Source organism: Micromonospora sp. DH13 (assembly GCF_020873825.1).
Classification (GTDB): Bacteria; Actinomycetota; Actinomycetes; order Mycobacteriales; family Micromonosporaceae; genus Micromonospora; species Micromonospora haikouensis.
Map to the genome: position 1 here is coordinate 187,277 of NZ_JAHWGR010000002.1, position 16,763 is coordinate 204,039.

General features: G+C 66.7%; 9 protein-coding genes and 1 pseudogene. 6 read left to right on the forward strand and 4 right to left on the reverse strand.

Annotation, left to right across the window (positions count from 1 at the left end; all coding sequences use genetic code 11):
- Nucleotides 1-65: 65 nt before the first annotated feature.
- The 4 genes from LPA42_RS02810 to LPA42_RS02825 all read left to right on the forward strand — a co-directional run bounded on the left by LPA42_RS02810 (nucleotide 66) and on the right by LPA42_RS02825 (nucleotide 6,437).
- On the forward strand, nucleotides 66-3,182 hold the full coding sequence (locus tag LPA42_RS02810) for a lantibiotic dehydratase (protein WP_077939514.1): 3,117 nt from the start codon (nucleotides 66-68) through the stop codon (nucleotides 3,180-3,182).
- Nucleotides 3,179-4,348 (forward strand): lanthionine synthetase C family protein, encoded by a 1,170-nt coding sequence (locus LPA42_RS02815; protein ID WP_077939515.1) that lies wholly within the window; start codon nucleotides 3,179-3,181, stop codon nucleotides 4,346-4,348. The genes LPA42_RS02810 and LPA42_RS02815 overlap by 4 nt, the downstream gene beginning before the upstream one ends.
- On the forward strand, nucleotides 4,330-5,292 hold the full coding sequence (locus LPA42_RS02820; protein ID WP_077939516.1) for a thiopeptide-type bacteriocin biosynthesis protein: 963 nt from the start codon (nucleotides 4,330-4,332) through the stop codon (nucleotides 5,290-5,292). The genes LPA42_RS02815 and LPA42_RS02820 overlap by 19 nt, the downstream gene beginning before the upstream one ends.
- A gap of 89 nt (nucleotides 5,293-5,381) precedes the next feature.
- Nucleotides 5,382-6,437: a hypothetical protein gene (locus tag LPA42_RS02825; RefSeq protein ID WP_228986293.1), complete on the forward strand. Its 1,056-nt coding sequence runs from the start codon at nucleotides 5,382-5,384 to the stop codon at nucleotides 6,435-6,437.
- Between the two features lie 230 nt (nucleotides 6,438-6,667).
- On the opposite strand, the gene LPA42_RS02830 is transcribed toward LPA42_RS02825, so the two are convergent.
- Nucleotides 6,668-11,545, reverse strand: a complete 4,878-nt coding sequence (locus LPA42_RS02830; RefSeq protein WP_228986294.1) for a type ISP restriction/modification enzyme — start codon at nucleotides 11,543-11,545, stop codon at nucleotides 6,668-6,670.
- A 444-nt stretch (nucleotides 11,546-11,989) separates the two neighbouring features.
- Here LPA42_RS02830 and LPA42_RS02835 point away from each other — a divergent pair.
- Nucleotides 11,990-12,842, forward strand: a pseudogene (locus LPA42_RS02835) (IS5 family transposase).
- A gap of 244 nt (nucleotides 12,843-13,086) precedes the next feature.
- Here LPA42_RS02835 and LPA42_RS02840 read toward each other — a convergent pair.
- From LPA42_RS02840 to LPA42_RS02850, 3 genes are read right to left on the reverse strand one after another with little or no spacing between them, the layout of a single operon-like run.
- Nucleotides 13,087-13,932: a hypothetical protein gene (locus tag LPA42_RS02840; RefSeq protein ID WP_077939521.1), complete on the reverse strand. Its 846-nt coding sequence runs from the start codon at nucleotides 13,930-13,932 to the stop codon at nucleotides 13,087-13,089.
- Between the two features lie 41 nt (nucleotides 13,933-13,973).
- Nucleotides 13,974-14,342: a hypothetical protein gene (locus tag LPA42_RS02845; RefSeq protein WP_077939522.1), complete on the reverse strand. Its 369-nt coding sequence runs from the start codon at nucleotides 14,340-14,342 to the stop codon at nucleotides 13,974-13,976.
- Nucleotides 14,343-14,401: 59 nt separating this feature from the next.
- The gene (locus LPA42_RS02850; RefSeq protein WP_228986295.1) at nucleotides 14,402-14,677 is read right to left on the reverse strand and encodes a hypothetical protein; all 276 of its coding nucleotides are present in this window, start codon (nucleotides 14,675-14,677) and stop codon (nucleotides 14,402-14,404) included.
- 300 nt (nucleotides 14,678-14,977) lie between these two features.
- Here LPA42_RS02850 and LPA42_RS02855 point away from each other — a divergent pair, with 300 nt between their 5' ends.
- Nucleotides 14,978-16,549, forward strand: coding sequence for a restriction endonuclease (locus LPA42_RS02855; protein ID WP_077939524.1), 1,572 nt, complete (start codon nucleotides 14,978-14,980; stop codon nucleotides 16,547-16,549).
- Nucleotides 16,550-16,763 lie beyond the last annotated feature (214 nt).

The window sequence follows — 16,763 nt, forward strand, 5'->3', positions numbered from 1 at the left end:
CGGAGCCCGCGCTTTGCGGGCTCCGGCGCCCCTCTCCCCACCCCCCGCCCGCCAGGAGGCACCCCATGCCGCCCGAGCACGCCAGGTACCAGCCAACCGGCCCGGTACTGGTCCGGGCCAGCACCGATCCCGGCGACCTCGGCCCCGGACCGTCAGCCGCCCTCATCGGCCCGGCAGCGCCCGCGCGTGAGGGCCTCGCCTGGCTGGCCAACCGGTGGACACGCCCTGACGTCCGGGACGCCATCTCGATGGCCAGCCCCGGCCTCGCCGCACGCGTCAGCCAACTCCTCACCCCCAGGGCCGCCGAGGCGACAGCCGCCGCCGTCCGCCGCGCGGTCCTCGCCACCGCCTCCTATCTGCTGCGATGGCAACGCCGAACGACGCCGTTCGGACTGTTCGCCGCCGTCACCACAGCGACCGTCGGCCCGGCGGCGGCAACGATCGGGGACAGGCACCGCGCTGCGGCACGGGTCGACGGTGAATGGCTGACGCACGTCGTCGACAGCCTCGAGTCCGACCCCGATCTCCAACGACGGCTGACCGTGGTCGCCGACAGCGCAAGGTTCGTGCGCGACGGCCGCGTCATCGTCGCCGCCCGGCCGCTGCCGGGCCAGCGCTCGCCTGGACCACCCCGCGAAACCTCCACCACGAACAACCGGGCCGTACGGCTGGCCCTTGCCCACGCGGCGCGGCCGATCCACTTTCCTCAGCTCGCCGCGCGGATCGCGCACGAGATGCCCCACGCGGCTCCCGCAACGATCGGGGCGATGCTGCACGGCCTCGTGGGCGGCGGCTTCCTCATCACCAGCCTCCGCCCGCCCATGACCGCCGCGGACGGCCTGGCCCATGTCATCGACGTGCTGGATGCCGCAGGGGCCGCCGAGCTGAGCGCGGTGGCACCGATCCTCGACTGGCTCAAGGCGGCCGGTGAGCTGATCGCGCGACACAATGCGCTGGCAGATCCCCGCGAGGCGGCGCGGACCCGGGCCGCAGCGATCAGGGCCATGGCGACGCTGGCACCCGACGCCGAGCACCAGCTCGCCGTCGACCTGCGGCTCGACGCCAAGATCAGCATTCCGTCCCGGGTGCTCGACGAGGTGGCGCTCGCCGCCGAACTGCTGCTCCGCCTGACCACTCAGCCGTTCGGATCCGTCGCCTGGCTGGACTACCACGCCCGGTTCCGTGACCGGTACGGCCCCGGAGCTCTGGTGCCGGTCCGCGACCTGGTCGCAGATTCCGGCCTCGGCTATCCCGCCGGCTTTCTCGGCGCACCCCGAGCACGTCCGGCCTGGCGGATGCTGACCGAGCGTGATGTACGCCTGGCCGCGCTCATCCAGAAGGCGACCCTCGACGGCATCGACGAGATCCGCCTCACCGATGCCGACGTCGACGCACTCACCGTAGGTAACCACGCCACCGCAGTCCCGCCCTGCCGGCTCGAACTGGGCTTCGCCGTGTACGCGGCCAGCGCCGAGAAGGTGGACCGTGGAGACTACGAGTTGCGGATCACGGCCGCCCCCAGAACGCCGACCAGCATGGTCGGGCGGTTCGCCTACCTTCTCGACCCTGCCGAACAGGCGCAGATCGCCGCGTCCTACGCCCACCATGCCTCTGACGCGGACCCGGCGTTCCCGGTCCAACTGTCGTTCCCACCCCGCCGCACGCACAACCAGAACGTCACCCGCGTCGGCACACTCCTGCCCGACGTGCTGTCCCTGTCCGAGCATCCCGACGGCCCGACGGTCACCGTGGACGACCTCGCCGTCACCGCCGACGCCGAACAGATGTACCTCGTCCACTGGCCGACCGGTCGGCGCGTCGTCCCGCACATCCCGCATGCCCTGGACACCACCGTGCAGACCCCGCCCCTGGCGCGGTTCCTCGCCGAGGTCGCCGACGCCCGCAGCGTCGTCTTCGGTCCGCTCGACCACGGCGCAGCCGCGCGCAACCTGCCCTACCTTCCCCGTATCCGGTACGGCCGCATCATCCTGAGCCCGGCGCGCTGGCTGCTCGCCGGAGCCGATCTCGCCTCCGTCGACCCGCGAGGCGACGAGCCGGCTGCGGGCCGGTGGGAAACGTCCCTCGCCGCCTGGCGGCAGCAGTGGCGCGTACCGGACCGGGTGGTGGCCTGCCACGGCGAGCTTCGCCTGCCCCTCGACCTCAGCCGACCGCTCGACCGTGCCCTCCTGCGAGCCCGGCTGATCCGTGCCGGTCGGCTCGAGCTACGAGAAGATGCCCCGCCCGACGGTTACGAATGGACCGCAGGCCGACCTGCGGAGTTCCTCACCTCGATGACCCTGACCACGGTCCCGAAGCGCACGCCGCCGGTCACCGCCCGACCCGGCGACACCTTCCGGCCCGGAGCGTCCACCATCGTCCACGCCCGGCTGGTTGGCAACCCGGCCCGCACCGACCAGTTGCTCACCGCGCACCTGCCGAAGCTGGTCGACAACCTCATCGGCCTCGGTCTGCGGCGCTGGTGGTTCAGGCGGCACCGCGACACCATCCGCGTCGAGGCCGACCAGCACCTGTCCCTGTTCCTCCGGTTCAGCGAACCAGGCGCGTACGGACCCGCCGCCGCCATCCTGGCGGAGTTCGCCAACGGGTTGGCGGCTCAGAGTCTGCCCGCCGAACTCGTCCTCGCCGCTTATCACCAGCATCCCGCCCGCTACGGCCACGGCCCCGCCCTCCTCGCCGCCGAGAAGGTCTTCGCCGCCGACACCGCCGCCGCCATCGCGCAACTTCGTACCGCCGACCTGGCCGGCATCCCGGCGCAGGCGCTCGCCGCTGCATCGATGGCGCGACTCGCCGCAGCCTTCGCCTCGCGCCCCCACCCGGGCTATCGGGCGCTGCTGGCCTGCCTCCGCGAAGCCACCGAACCAGCCGAGCGCACGCTCACCGACCTGGCCCGTCGCCTGGCCGACCCCGCCGGCGACCATCAGAGCCTGCGAGCCCTGCCCGGCGGGGACGCCGTCGCGGACACCTGGCAGATCCGCGATCTCGCGGTGCGCGCATACCACGACTGCCTGCTGCCACAGCGCGACCCCGGGAGCGTGCTGCGGACCCTGCTGCACGAGCACCACATGCGCGCGGTCGGCGTCGATCCCGACTTCGAGCGCAGGACCAATCACGCCGCGCGAGCAGCGGCGATGCGCTGCCTGGCACAGGCAGGTCCGCGATGACGGCCACCGCCGGGCCCACCGGCATCGACGCGAACGGAGCGGGCCGACAGTCCCTCGCGACCGGCGCCGTCGGCCCCGCGCTCCTGGCCATCGAACGTGCCCTGAACGGTGCGGGGGACTGGACCACCGCACACCACCTCGTCACCCGAGCCACGAGCAGCCCCATCGACGCCGGAAGGCACACCGGCCTGTACCACGGCGCACCCGCCGTCCTCTTCCTGCTCAACGCGGCGACCGCCGACGGCCGCGACCGTTACGCCGCCGCGCGTCAGAGCCTCACCCGCTACGTGCGGCGGCTCGTCCGCCAGCGGCTGACCGCAGCGGACGACCGCCTCCGACGTGGCCAGCCCGGCATGTTCGCCGAGTACGACATCTTCTACGGCCTCGTCGGCACCGGAGCCCTGCTGCTCCGCCACCTGCCCGACGCCGACGAACTCGGTGACCTTCTGACGTACATCACGCGACTGACCCGACCCTGCACCCATGACGGACAGCGACTACCCGGCTGGTGGGTCGACCACGACCCCGACCCGACCCTGCCCACCCCCGGAGGCCACGCCAACTTCGGGATGGCCCACGGCGCAGCCGGCCTGCTCTCCCTGCTCGCCCTCGCCGACAGGGCGGGCCACCGGGTTCGCGGCCAGACGGAGGCGATCGAGCGCCTGTGCTCCTGGTTCGACCGCTGGCGGCAGGACGACGTCACCCAGGGATCGTGGTGGCCCCAGTGGCTCACCCGCGACCAACTCCGTACCGGCCGTCCCACCCAGGTGGGGCCGGGCAGGCCCTCGTGGTGCTACGGCGCGCCCGGAATCGCCCGTGCCCTCCAACTCGCTGCCATCGCCACGAACCATGCCGCCCGGCAGGCCGACGCCGAGGCCGTACTCGCGGCCTGCCTGAACGACCAGCAACTCGACCGGCTCACCGAACCCGGGGTCTGCCACGGTCTGGCCGGCCTCCACCACACCGTGCTCCGGGCCGCCGCCGACGCGAAGACCCCGGGCATCGCGGCGCGGCTGCCCGCCCTCACCGAACGCCTCACCCGCCACGAACCCGACCCGGACGACGGCTTCCTGACCGGTCGCACCGGCCACCTCCTCGCGATGGAGACCGCCCGCACCGCCGCGCCACCCCGGACCAGGTGGGACGAATGTCTGCTTATCGTCTGACCAACGGAGCGCCCGCCGCGGTCGTCGCCCTCGTCGAAGCCGTCCTCGCCGGGGCCGCGCTGGAGACGACAGCCGCAGCCGCCGGTATCGCCCCGGACGAACTCGACACCGCCGTCCAGACGTACCGGGCCGGGGGTATCGCCGCCCTGGAGATCCGCCACGACAACGCCTGGTTCCAGGCGCGCATCCGGCCGATCGACTGGGCCACCGCCGAGGCCGTCTTCCGCACACGGATCGGCCCACCGCTCGACCGGCTCGGTGATAACCGAGTATCCTGGTGGTTCCTACGCAAACACCCGAGCTGGCGGATCAGGATCCGCACGGCCGACCACGACGCAGCCGGTGCGCTCCTCGACGACCTCGCCGCTGTAGGAGTGATCGCGGGCTGGGAACCGGGCATCTACGAGCCCGAGACGGCCGCGTTCGGCGGGCTGTCCGCCACTGCGATCGTGCACGAACTGTTCTGCGCTGACAGCCGCGGCGTCCTCGCCTACGCCGGGCACGACCCGCCACCGATCGGCCGTCGCGAACTGTCGCTACTGCTGCTGCGGACGCTCCAGCACCACGCCGGCCTGGACTGGTTCGAAGCCGCAGACGTCTTCGACCGGGTAGCCCAGATGCGTCCCGCACCTGCGGCCACCGAGTCGTCACGCGTCGCGGACCTTGCCGCGCGGATGCGACCCCTGCTCGCGCTTCCGGACGAGGCCCGCACGGCACTGTTCGCCCCCGACGGACCGCTCACCGACGCCTGCGACTGGGAAACAGCATTCGCGGACGCTGGCCGCAAACTCGGCCTGGCTGCCGCCAGCGGACGCCTCGGCCGGGGCATCCGGGCGGTCCTCGCCCAGATTGTGATCTTCCACTGGAACCGGCTCGCCCTGCCCGCCCATGCGCAGGGCATCCTCGCCCGTGCGGCGACCACCGCCATCCTGCCCGGGAGCTGATCGTGCACCACGACACCGTCGCCGCCGCAGCGCGCCGCTTCCCGCTCCTCGGCCGCCCACGCCCCGACTGCCCAGCCCTGCCCCTACGCATGAAGGAGATCACGGACGCGGCGAACGCCGCGCTACGGAAACCCGCTCACGGCATGGCCGACGCGGCGCACGCACTCAACAAGGCCGCCCTCATCGCCAGCGACGCCGGACTGCCGGACCTCGCCCGACGGATCTGCTGGCAGCACATCGACGCCTACCTTCGACTAGCGCGTCCTCTCACCGTCCTGGAAGCCCGTTACATGCTCGAACCCGTCCTCAACCTGGCCCGCCTGCAGATCCGCGCAGAACAAGGCGCGCCGGCGCTGCGACTCATGGAGGCCATGCTCGAAGCGGTCACCAGCAACATCGCCCTGGTTGTCGGCGACCGCACCCTGCCCACCGCCAACCTCGTCGGTGATCGCGCCGAACGACGCATGCTCCGCCAGTGGGTCTGGCTTCAACTCATCGGCGAAGGCACGCGCGTGCTGGCCTTGGACGGACGATGGGACGAGGCAGCCGAGCACGCACGAAGTCACAACGGCATCGGTGCTCACCTGATGGAGGGCCGGCAGGCCGTCATCATCGCAGCGTGCCTTCAGGGCGACCCTGAGTACGGCCGTAGGGTCCTTACGGAAAGCGCGCTCACCCAACCGTGGGAGCAACAGGTCGCCGCCTGCCTCAGCCTCATGTGTGCAACGCCGGCCCGCCCCGCCAAGCCCCAGCACCTCACCGTGCTGACGGAGCAGCTCGCCCTTCCCATCACGGCACCGAACTATGCGTCCTACCGCGCGCGGCTTGGACTCGCGGGAGCCATCCTGGCCAACGCGACCCAGCCCGAACTGGCGACCCGACTTCTGCACCACACCGCGCGACAGGGCATCGACACCGCCGACGGTTACGCCGCCCGCGACATCCTCGGCTTCCGCGAACCCCCGCAAGGCATCACCGCCGACCAGCACGCGGCCCTGCGCCGCATCGCCACCACGGCGGGCCTCGGGCTCGGTGAACTACCTGAAGAAGTGGTACGCCACCTCACCACCGCAGCAGATATGGCGGTGCAGGCGCTCGCGGCACCAGCAGCGGCTGCGCCGGCAGGGGGGCTGGGCAGAGCGTGAGGCAGATGCCGAGCTACGCGCCTCCGCGCTGGCCGACTTGGACGCGCCGCGCCGGTGTGGGAGACGGAACCTGCGTCGCATCGTTCGAGCACGACATCGGCTCCGTTCGCCAAGACCGACCCGTGCGCTCGAGCACTCGACGACCAGCTCGCCGCCGGGCTGGGGCGCGTCCCAGACGGCTGTTGGCCCCGTCGGAATGCCCTATTGATGATGTGCCCCCTTTGGCGCCGCTAATCCAAGAAATCCAGATCGGGCAAAGCGTCTACTATCTTCATGGTTTCCAGGCTGACGGTCACGATTCTCTTGATTAGGTCCACCACATAACGCGCATCGTCAGACCAGTCGTTCGGGTCGTTGATGATCCCAGAGTCCTTGTCGGTCTTGACCTGGTACCGATCGATGATCCACTCAACTGCCGAACGGGCGCCGAGTTGGTAGCGGTACGCCTCCTCGGGGATGTTGCTGAGGGTCACACGGTGGTTGTAAAGGATCGTCGACCGATCCACTACACCTTTGGCCCTGGCAAACTTCATCTTGCCGACTCGATACAGTTCGTCGAGTGGAGTGGTAGTTGCGTCTCCCGCGACCGTCTCGACAATGCCCTGGTGCGGCTCTACCTGCTCATAGCCGATGTGCAGGTTGGCAAGCTTCCGGCCAGCCTCGGCAAAGCCGCGGAATCTAACGACCTTCGGTATGCGCGGCAGGGCCTTCTTTAGGTCTGCGGCGAACTTCTCTCGATACTGCGGCGAGTGTAGCAATCCATACGTGTAGTAGAAGATGTCATCTTTGGTGATAGTCGGGTCGCTGTAGCGGCGGTGATAATCCAGGAGGGTGGCGTCAGTTATGTTGTCAAGACGCTGGTAGTCGACCGCTAGGCCCGCAGCGGCGAAAAGCCCGTCTCCGGAGTCGAGTTCGCCGTAAGTGTAACGCGGAAAGAAGTACCCGCCCTTTCCGAACAGATCGAGGCATGGGATGAGATTCACTGCCAGGAGGGCGAACTCCGCGGTGGCGTGGAATCCGTTCACATAGAACCCGAAGTTCTCCTGCCTGGGGCTCGGAAACATTTGGGGTAGCTTGCCTTGGCGATGGTTTAGATCTCGATCGAAATAGAGATTCTGGCGACAGAAGACGCGATAGTAACTGGGGACTACGCGACTTAGGTCGAGTGCGATATTCTTGCGTCGTGCAACCTTAGGGATGAGGCTTGACGACCAGCTGATCTTGGTCGGGTTTCGGTCGATGAACGTCTCCGCGTCCGATGTCTGTGGTCGAGTAATGCCCCTGCTCTTGCAACTCTCTTCGAACCGGTCCACCTCGCTGTTGTAGAAGTCGATCGTCGAGGCCACGTTCGTGCTCAATTTCTGTTCAGAGTAGTTGTAGACCCACGCATCCCGATTTGTTCCCAGCCCGAGCGAGTATGTGGCGAAGATCGGCTCAGGTCCCTCAGTGCTATTTCTGTCCCCCAAGGCCTGATAGTTTGCGAAAGTGTCGTCGCGCTGGTTAATCCAATCGCCTTCCGCGTTAGGGATGATCTCGTGCCACTCGACAGTTCCGAGATCTTGCCTACCGATAGTGCGCAACTTTTCTTCACGAGTGAGATATTCGCCGATGTCGCGGTAGTAGAGTGTGCCTTGCGAATTCCCCCCGGAAGTCTTGCCGTCTTTGATCAAAATCAAAATGGCGACTGTATTCCGGCTGCCTGATCCAAAAATCTTGCCGCCTTCTTTGCGGGACTGCTCGCCACTTGTGCGCTGGTTTCCTCGCAGGTTGTAGCAGTAGATTGCGTCGAATTCATCGATCAGGGACTGGCGTAGGCCGTCGTAGGTGTTTCCATCTATGTAGCCGCCGTTGGAGATGTATGCGACAATACCTTCGTCTTCGATGCGGTCAGAAGCCCAACGAATGGCCCGAATATACGAGTCGTACAGTGTGCGGCGCGAAGTTGCATTCGTTCGGGTCCCGTAGGTCGTTTCTATCCGTTCATCGAGGGCCTTGTACTTCAAATTCTGGTTGTTGTCGTTGACGCTATCTTGACCCACAGAGTAGGGCGGGTTGCCGATGACGACGGTGATGTTTTGCTTCTGTTGCTTCTTGGCGCGTTCGCTGTTGCCTTCGAGGACATCCATCCCTTCCAGCTTGGCCGTGCCCTCGGCGAGCTGGAAGGTGTCCGTCAGCACGATTCCTTCGAAGGGCCGGTATTCGCCGCCGACCAGGTCGTGGAACGCGGCCTCGATGTTGACGGCCGCGATGTAATACGCGAGCAGCACGATCTCGTTGGCATGCATTTCAGCCGTGTACTTGCGGAGCAGGTCTTCTGGCTTAATGTAGCCGGATTGGAGGAGGCGGACCGGGAAGGTGCCGGTGCCGACGAAGGGGTCGATGATCTGGACGCCTTCGTCCGACAGGGAGCGACTGAAATGCTTGTTCAGCGCCTGCTCGGTCGAGCGGATGATGAAGTCGACGACCTCGACGGGGGTGTAGACGATACCGAGGGCGTCGGCGGTCTTTGGCAGGGCGGTCTTGAAGAACTTGTCGTACAGCTCGACGATGACGCGCTGGCGGCCCTCGTGGTTGTCGATGCCCTCGGCGCGCACTCGCACCGACTGGTAGAACTCCTCGAGCTTCTTGCTCTCGGCGTCAAGCCCTTGATCGTCGAGGATATCGAGCATGCGCTGCATGGCCTTGGAGACCGGGTTGTGCTCGGCGAAGCCGTAGTCCTTGAACAGCGCGTCGAAGACCGGCTTGGTGACGATGTGCTGGGCCAGCATGTCGATGGCGTCGCTGTCGTTGACGCCTGGGTTGATGTTAAGGCGTAGCTCGCTGAGAAACTCCTCGAAGGCGCTTCGCTTCTCGGGCAGCGTCAGGGCGGCCTTGATGCGGGTGACGTGGCGTTCGGCAATCTGGGCGATGTCGCGGGCCCAGTCCTCCCAGTACTGCCGTTGGCCGACCTTGTCGACGATGCGGGCGTAGATGGCCTCTCGCCAGTCGGTGACGGAGAAAAGCGCGTCCTGGATGTGCTTGGCGCTCTGGGCTTCCTTCGCCTTCGCGGCTTCGCCGCTGGCAGCTGTGCTCGATCCGTCGCGGTCGCCGAACGACTCGTCATCTGGGCCGATGCTGCCGATGCCGATCTTGTTGTCGGGCTTGTTCTTGTTCAGCTCGATCTGGTTGACGGTGGCGTTGAAGCGGTCATCGTGGGCGCGCAGCGCTTGGAGAACCTGCCACACCGTCTTGAAGCGCTGGTTGTCGGCGAGCGCCTTCTCCGGCGCCATGCCGGCGGGGATGGCAACGGGCAGGATGATGTAGCCGTAGCTCTTGTTATCGGCGCGTCGCATCACCCGGCCGACGGACTGAACCACGTCCACGACCGAGTTGCGAGGGTGGAGGAAGAGGACGGCGTCCAAGCTCGGCACGTCCACGCCCTCCGAGAGGCAGCGGGCGTTGGACAGAATGCGGGCGTTGGCCGGGCCCGGGTCCTGCTTCAGCCAGTCCAGCAGCCTGTTTCGCCGCAACGTATTGAAGGTGCCGTCGACGTGCTCGACCTCGCAGCGCAGCACCTCGTCGTCGGCATCGTCGTAGGCGTCGACGACCTCAGCGAAACGCTTCGCGATCGCCGTGGAGTCGACGATCGAACGGGCGAACGCGACAGCCCGTTTCATGGGCGCCTCACCCTCGGCGAACCCGGAGCCATCGGCGAACGTGCCGGTGCGCTTAGCCATCGCGTTCCAGCAGCCGATGATCTTCGCGGCATCATCGAGCCGCAGTTCGGAGTCCCCACCGGCAAGACCCTGCTGTAGCGTCTTGGCCACTCTACCTTCGTCAACGGTGAGGATGAGGACCTTGTAATCGGTGAGTAGACCCCGCCCGACGGCTTTTCCAAAGCCTAACCGGTGGAACTCAGGGCCGTACGTCGTCTCGTCGTCCATCGAGGCCAGCAGCGCGTCGGCGTTGCGCGCCTCGGACTTGGTGTCCTCGTTGTAGATCCGCGGGGTTGCGGTCATGTAGAGGCGGCGGTCGCCGCCGAGGTAGGTGTCGTCGTGGACCCGGACGAACGACGACTCGTCGTGGCCGGCCAGCGTGACACCGGTTGTGCGATGGGCCTCGTCGCACAGGATCAGGTCAAAGCGGGACAGGCCCCTGCGCTGGGCCGCCGCCACGGTGCCGATGGACTGGTAGGTGGAGAAGACCACGGTCAGCCCTGGCTCAGCCTCAACGCTGGCCATTTGTTCGATCAGGCGATCGGGGTCGGTGGTGGCAGGCAGGGCCAGGTCGTAGGTGGCCATGTCGTTGTCGTCGCCCGTGGCGGCCCGCTGCTTGCCGACCTTCGTGTCCGAGCACACCGCGAACGCCCGCAGCGGCACCTCGGACTCGTACGACCATTCCCGCAGGCTCTGCGACAACAAGGCGATGGAGGGCACCAGGAAGAGCACGGAGGTGTGCTCCGCCTCTCCAGCGACCGCCCGCTCGCGCTGCAGCCGTTCGGCGATCTTCAGGCTAGTGAACGTCTTGCCGGTGCCGCACGCCATGATCAGCTTTCCACGGCTGTGTTTGGCGAAGCGGGCGAAGACATCGTCAATCGCTTCACGCTGATGGGGGCGGATATCGTGCTTCTGTCGCAGCGTAATCTCGACGCGGTCACCGAGGGTAGGCATGTGCCACTGCACCGGGCTCTGCGCGATCTCGTCGAGTCCGATCCGCGTGACCGGAACCTGCTGATCGGCGAGCGCTGCCTCAGCGTGAACGTTCCACTTGTCGGTCGTCGAGATGATCAAGCGGCGGGTGAAGCCACCCTTCCCGGAGGCGGTGAAGAAGGAGTCGATGTCTGCCTTCTCGACGGTGTGGTGCGGCTCGTAGAACTTGCACTGGATGGCGCAGTAACCACCCGTCTCCCGGTCCTGCGCGACCAGGTCGATGCCGACATCCCGCTTGTCGTGTGCCGTTCCCGGCCAGTCGGCCCACATCCACACCCGGCTGAACTGCTCGGTCCACTGCGGGTCGGTGCTCAGGTACTGAAGCATCAACTCCTCGAAACCGGTGCCACGATCACGATTGCTCGATGAGCGGTCGCGGATCGCCTTGATGACGTCGTGCACGGTCGTGGTCGTCGTCACTGCGCTTCGAATCCCGTCACAGTTGTCGGCGGGCCGTCCGCCCGCCGGAAGGAGCACCCGGAGGTACGCGACTCTACCGTCACCCATCCTGCCGGAGACCTGCGGCAGTGACCAGAGTCAGCGGGAACCAGCGAGGCCGCGCAGTGTGGGCGTACGGCGCGCCGGGCCGACGCATGGAGTGAGGCAGGTCTTCCAGGTCCGGGTTGTAGACTCCTTCTCTGACTGGACGCTTGTTTCGCGTTCGCGGCAGTAGGGGCCGATTGACGTCTCGGCCCCGGTAGTGCAAGACGACCGACCTGACCCGGAATGAACGCATCCCGACCGACCTAACCCTGACCGGAATCGGAGCATTTCACCCCGCGATTCGCGTCTGATTCACTTTCACCCGGCATCGACGGACATGACGCCCGCCGACCCAGTGCCCCGACACCGTACGCCTGCTGCATGACCGAACGGCGCCCCTACCCGTCCGACCTGTCCGACGCCGATGGGCACTGATCGCGCCCCGCCTGACCGCCTTGCGGCAGGCCCGCACCGAGGCTGGCGTCAGCGGCCGCGCCCCCACCCACGACCTGCGCGGGATCTTCAACGCCATCCTGTACGTCAACCGCACCGGCATCGCCTGGCGCTACCTGCCCCACGACTTCCCGCCCCACGCCACGGTCTACGGCTACTTCGTCGCCTGGAACAAGGAAGGCATCTTCCCCGAACTGAACTACCAGCTCACCGGCCTCGTCCGCGACCACCACGGCCGCACCACCCAACCCACGGCCTCCATCATGGATGGCCAGAGCGTGAAGACCTCCACCAACGTGCCACTGTTCACACAGGGCACCAACGCCGGGAAGAAGATCGTCGGCCGCAAACGCGGAATCATCACCGACACCCTCGGCCCGCTCCTCGCCGTCATCGTCACCGCCGTAAGCGCCAGCGACAACACCATCGGCATGGACCTGCTCGACCAGGCCACCGCCACCTACCCCACCCTGACCAAGACCTGGGTCGACGCCGGCTTCAAGAACCGCGTCGCCGAACACGGCGCCGCACTCGGCGTCGACGTCGAGATCGTCACCAAAGTCCCCCACATCAAGGGCTTCAGCGTGGTCAAACGGCGATGGGTCGTCGAACCACCATCGGCTGGCTCATGCACCACCGCCGACTCGTCCGCGACTACGAAACCCGACCCGACAACTCCGCCGGCATGATCACCCTCGCCATGATCGACAATCTCACCAAACGCCTCACCACCGAAACCACCCCAACCTGGCGAGAACCCCTAGAACCACAACATGCGTAGAATACGTGAATCAGACGTCCTCTGAGACTCTGTTGCGCATTCATCGCAAGGCCGCGACCAGCAGAGACCTCCGCTACGAAGCGCCGAATCGTCGCCGAACGCCGCACTGACTGGCCAGCGTAATCACGTTGATGATCTTCGGGTGTGCCGTTCGCCCAGGGTTTCGGCAGGTCACGATACTTCTTCCGAATGGGCAACAGAGTCCCTTGAGAGCGCAAACCGGTGGCGGCGGGACTCGACAGCCTCAGCTGGCCCCCACCTTCGGTGACCTACGAACTGGCGCAACCAAGCAGGGGACATCGCGGCGCTGCTCATACAGAGCCATGGCCTCGCGAACGAGGATCTTGCCCGCGACGATTGTGCAGAGCAATGCCTCGACGTTCGGGCTCAGATGAAGATTCGCCATGCCGGCAGTCGCCATGGCCAGCCCTTCGCGGGCCGGCACGGCTAACGACGCCCAGACATCACCGTGCGCCAAGCCGCTACACGACCGCCACAACACGACAGCTAGGTCAGCTCCGACTCCGGTAGCCTCACCCGCCGTACGCACGATCTTCTCGTAGCTCGGAGCTTGCAACGCGGACTTGGGGTCCAAGCCATGGGCGATGGCGATGGCGCGTAGCTCGTCCAGCCGCTGTTCCTTGGTCTTACGCCCTGGCGAGTTCGTCAAGGCACGGACCGCTTCGTTGCTGCGAATGTCATTGGCTGCCAGCTGCAGGCGCCGCAGCACCCGATCCCCCCGGGGGATCGGCGCGAGCAGCCACAGCACCGCGGCGGCGTTCTCGATCACCGCTCGCAACAGCGTGAACTGCCCGCTTATGTGGAGACTGAACGTCAGTGTCTCGTGCTCGCCGCAGCCGACGGTCGCGGCACGCAGCGTGCTGAGATGGTCGACGGCGGCGGTGATGTGGTTCCAAGCGGCACCGCTCACGGAAAACTTGCCCGACCAGCGGTCGTCGCCGAGAAGGGAGCTGCCCGACCTCGGCTCGATCTGGGCCGGTTCGGCTTCCGAGACGCGCCGCACCCACTGAGGGACGTCGCTGAGCAACGCCATCAGCTGACGAAGTTCCTCCTGCTCGCTGTGAGCCACGATTAAAGAGGGTAAGACTCGGTCTGCAGGGCTCCAAGCGGTTAAGCGAAGTCTGCTATGACCGCGTAGCGAAGATCGGCTCCGGGCAGGGTGCTGCGGCCGGCGCCGGATCCCATCCTCGGCCGGCGACGCCCCCTGATCGCTTCGCCGAGGAACCGGCCACCGGTCGTGCCCGTATTCGTCACCGCGACGATGACCAGTTCCTCACCGACGGTGCGGCGCCACACCCTTGTGCCGACGTGCCCCGGCGGGGTCGAGTAGCGCACCGACCCGACTCGGACCGTCTGATCATCGTTGACCAGGCGTTCCTCACCCAGCGCGGCGGTGTGCGGCTCGCCGGGTAGCACGTGCAGATGGGCACGTTCGACCGCGAGCCGGTCGACCGGCGCCGCGCTGGTCTTCCGATGCACGCGGGCGTTGATGTGCTCACACCACTTCTCACACGCGGCGACCAGCTCGCCGAACGTGCCTAGGCGCCGCGCAGGTTGGCCTCGGTGGGCACCAGATCGACCTTGGCCACCCGGACCGTCGCCTCGACCCCACCCTTGGACTCCGGGTCGAACGGCTCACACGAGTGCACGGTCGCCCCGTAATGCCTCCCGGCAGCCACCACGGTCGGATGCCGCACGGCGACGCCGGCGACGTGCTCGACGGTGACCGTCTTGGCGTTGTCACCCAGCAGATACGCCGGCACGCCCCCGATCCGGCGCAAAGTGGCGTCCAGGCAGGCGATCAGCGCGCCCATCGTCTGATCGAAGACCGGGATCACCACCCGGAACCGCGACCATGCCAGCCACGCGCAGAACAGATACGTCTTGCGCCCGGCGACGCGGGGCCCGTCGCCTCAGCCGAACTGCGACCACAGGCCGGGCTCGGCCACCCACGGCGGGCCACGAAGCGGCCCGCGCATACAATCCATGATCGCCCACGAGCGACGAAAGGCCGCCGAAGACGCCGACACCGGCCGGTAGCCCACCCCGCCACTCGCCCGCCTCCGTGGCAATGCGCCCCACGGCCATCGACCTCCGCATGCGAGGATCAGGCCATGGCGCTGATCTCCGCCGATGCCCTGGCCGGATATCTCCTTGAGGAGGCGATCGCCTTCCTGCTCAGCTCGAACGGATACCGCCTCTTGCAGCACTCGGATGCTGACGAGCAAGCCTTGCGTCAGGCGGGACACGGCCTGCTGGTTCGCGGCCGGGGCGCCGATCACCAAGCTGACGTGTTGGGTGACCTGCTGATGCCGACACCGTTCTCACTGCCTGTTCGGCTGTTCGTCGAAGCGAAGAACCGCAGCTCGAAGGTCGGTCTGGCGGAGGTGCGCAACGCCCACGGCGTCATCGATGACGTGAACCAGCAGTACTCGACCGAACTATCGACGTCTTACCGGCATCCGCTACGCCGGTACCAGTACCGCTACGCGCTGTTCTCCGCGGCCGGTTTCAAGAAGGAAGCCCAAACCTATGCACTAGCCCAGCAGATCTCGCTCGTCGACCTGTCCGGGCCCGCGTTCGAACCCCTCATCACCACTGTGGAAAGAGCTGCGAACCTGATCCTCACGGCAGCCATTGCTACGGGCCTCACCACCTTTCCGGTCCGACAAGTACGAACGGCACTCCGAACCGCTTTCGGCAACGCAGGAGCCGAGTCGACCTCGGCTGGGACGCCCACCGACGGCACGAACAGCGGACTACCAGCGGATCTGCTGGCGTCCTGGGCAGCCCGGACGACCGCCGAGCTGCAGGATTCGGCCACCGGCGAAGGACTCATCCTGGGCTTCCCCGCAGCGCCGTTCATTCTGGCCATGCACCCCGAGAGCATGGACGACTTCGAGACCTTCATCGCCGAACACGGCTCTGACATCCGAGTAAATATCCGTTTCGGTCGCGAAGGGCCTCGTGGGGACTGGACCATCACCCCCGTACAAGATCCTGAGGCTTTCCGGCTATCGTTCGGTCTCCCCGGCGCGCTCGAGACCTGGCTGTTGTCCGTTCCCGAACAGGAAAGCCGGCGAGCGGCAGACGCGAAACGGACCTTACTGCCAACGATCAGCCTCTTCCTGGAGGACCGGCTGATCCAGTTGCGATACCAACCCATGCAAGCACCTCCCCGGCCCGCCCTGGAAGACGACGAGCGTGCTCAGGGCGACGCGGGGACTGACGCAGCCGATACCTCCTTCCTACGACGTAACCTCCCCGCACAACCTCGGCACCGCAGACGTCCCGAGCCGCCGATCGTGATCGAGAATCAAGCCGAGCGGGTGCCACGCGACGTTCGAGGCTGGTCGATAGGAGCAGCTGCGGAGCTGATGCGCGCGCTCGACAACTCCTACCCAATGCGGGCAACCCTGATCCGTACCGCGGCACGCCAACACGGTCGGCTCGAGCGAAACCAGGTATACGCGATCGCCGAATTCCCACCGGATCGAACACTGCGCGGTCTGACACGTCCCACAAACCGCATCACAGCCGCCCTCATCGAGCAAGGCCGCCTTCCCGATGAACTGGAGTATCCGTTACAGACAGGCTACGACCACGGGGTCCAAGCAACTCACTTCACCGTGCCGCCCGACCTCGTGAGGGCACTCCGAGCTCTTGGGCCACCACGAGGCATCTGACGAGCCCCGCTACCGACTGAGCGGGCAGCTTGAGCGTGGTGGCTATGGGCAGCCCGGGTGGACTCTCCCTGTACGACTTACACGCGTGCTATTGAAGCGCCATAGTGGTAGACAGCAACATGGCATGTTGGGCATCGGGTCGTGTCGATCTCGGACACGTTATTTCCCCACGAAGCGTGATGTCTCTTCGCGTTTCGTGGAATCCCCGTCCCGT

Bases quoted from the DNA above. Each gene is read 5' to 3' on its own strand.
- LPA42_RS02810 (WP_077939514.1), top strand. From the start codon at position 66: ATGCCGCCCGAGCACGCCAGGTACCAGCCAACCGGCCCGGTACTGGTC.
- LPA42_RS02815 (WP_077939515.1), top strand. From the start codon at position 3,179: ATGACGGCCACCGCCGGGCCCACCGGCATCGACGCGAACGGAGCGGGC.
- LPA42_RS02820 (WP_077939516.1), top strand. From the start codon at position 4,330: ATGTCTGCTTATCGTCTGACCAACGGAGCGCCCGCCGCGGTCGTCGCC.
- LPA42_RS02825 (WP_228986293.1), top strand. From the start codon at position 5,382: ATGAAGGAGATCACGGACGCGGCGAACGCCGCGCTACGGAAACCCGCT.
- LPA42_RS02850 (WP_228986295.1), bottom strand. From the start codon at position 14,677: ATGGGCGCGCTGATCGCCTGCCTGGACGCCACTTTGCGCCGGATCGGG.
- LPA42_RS02855 (WP_077939524.1), top strand. From the start codon at position 14,978: ATGGCGCTGATCTCCGCCGATGCCCTGGCCGGATATCTCCTTGAGGAG.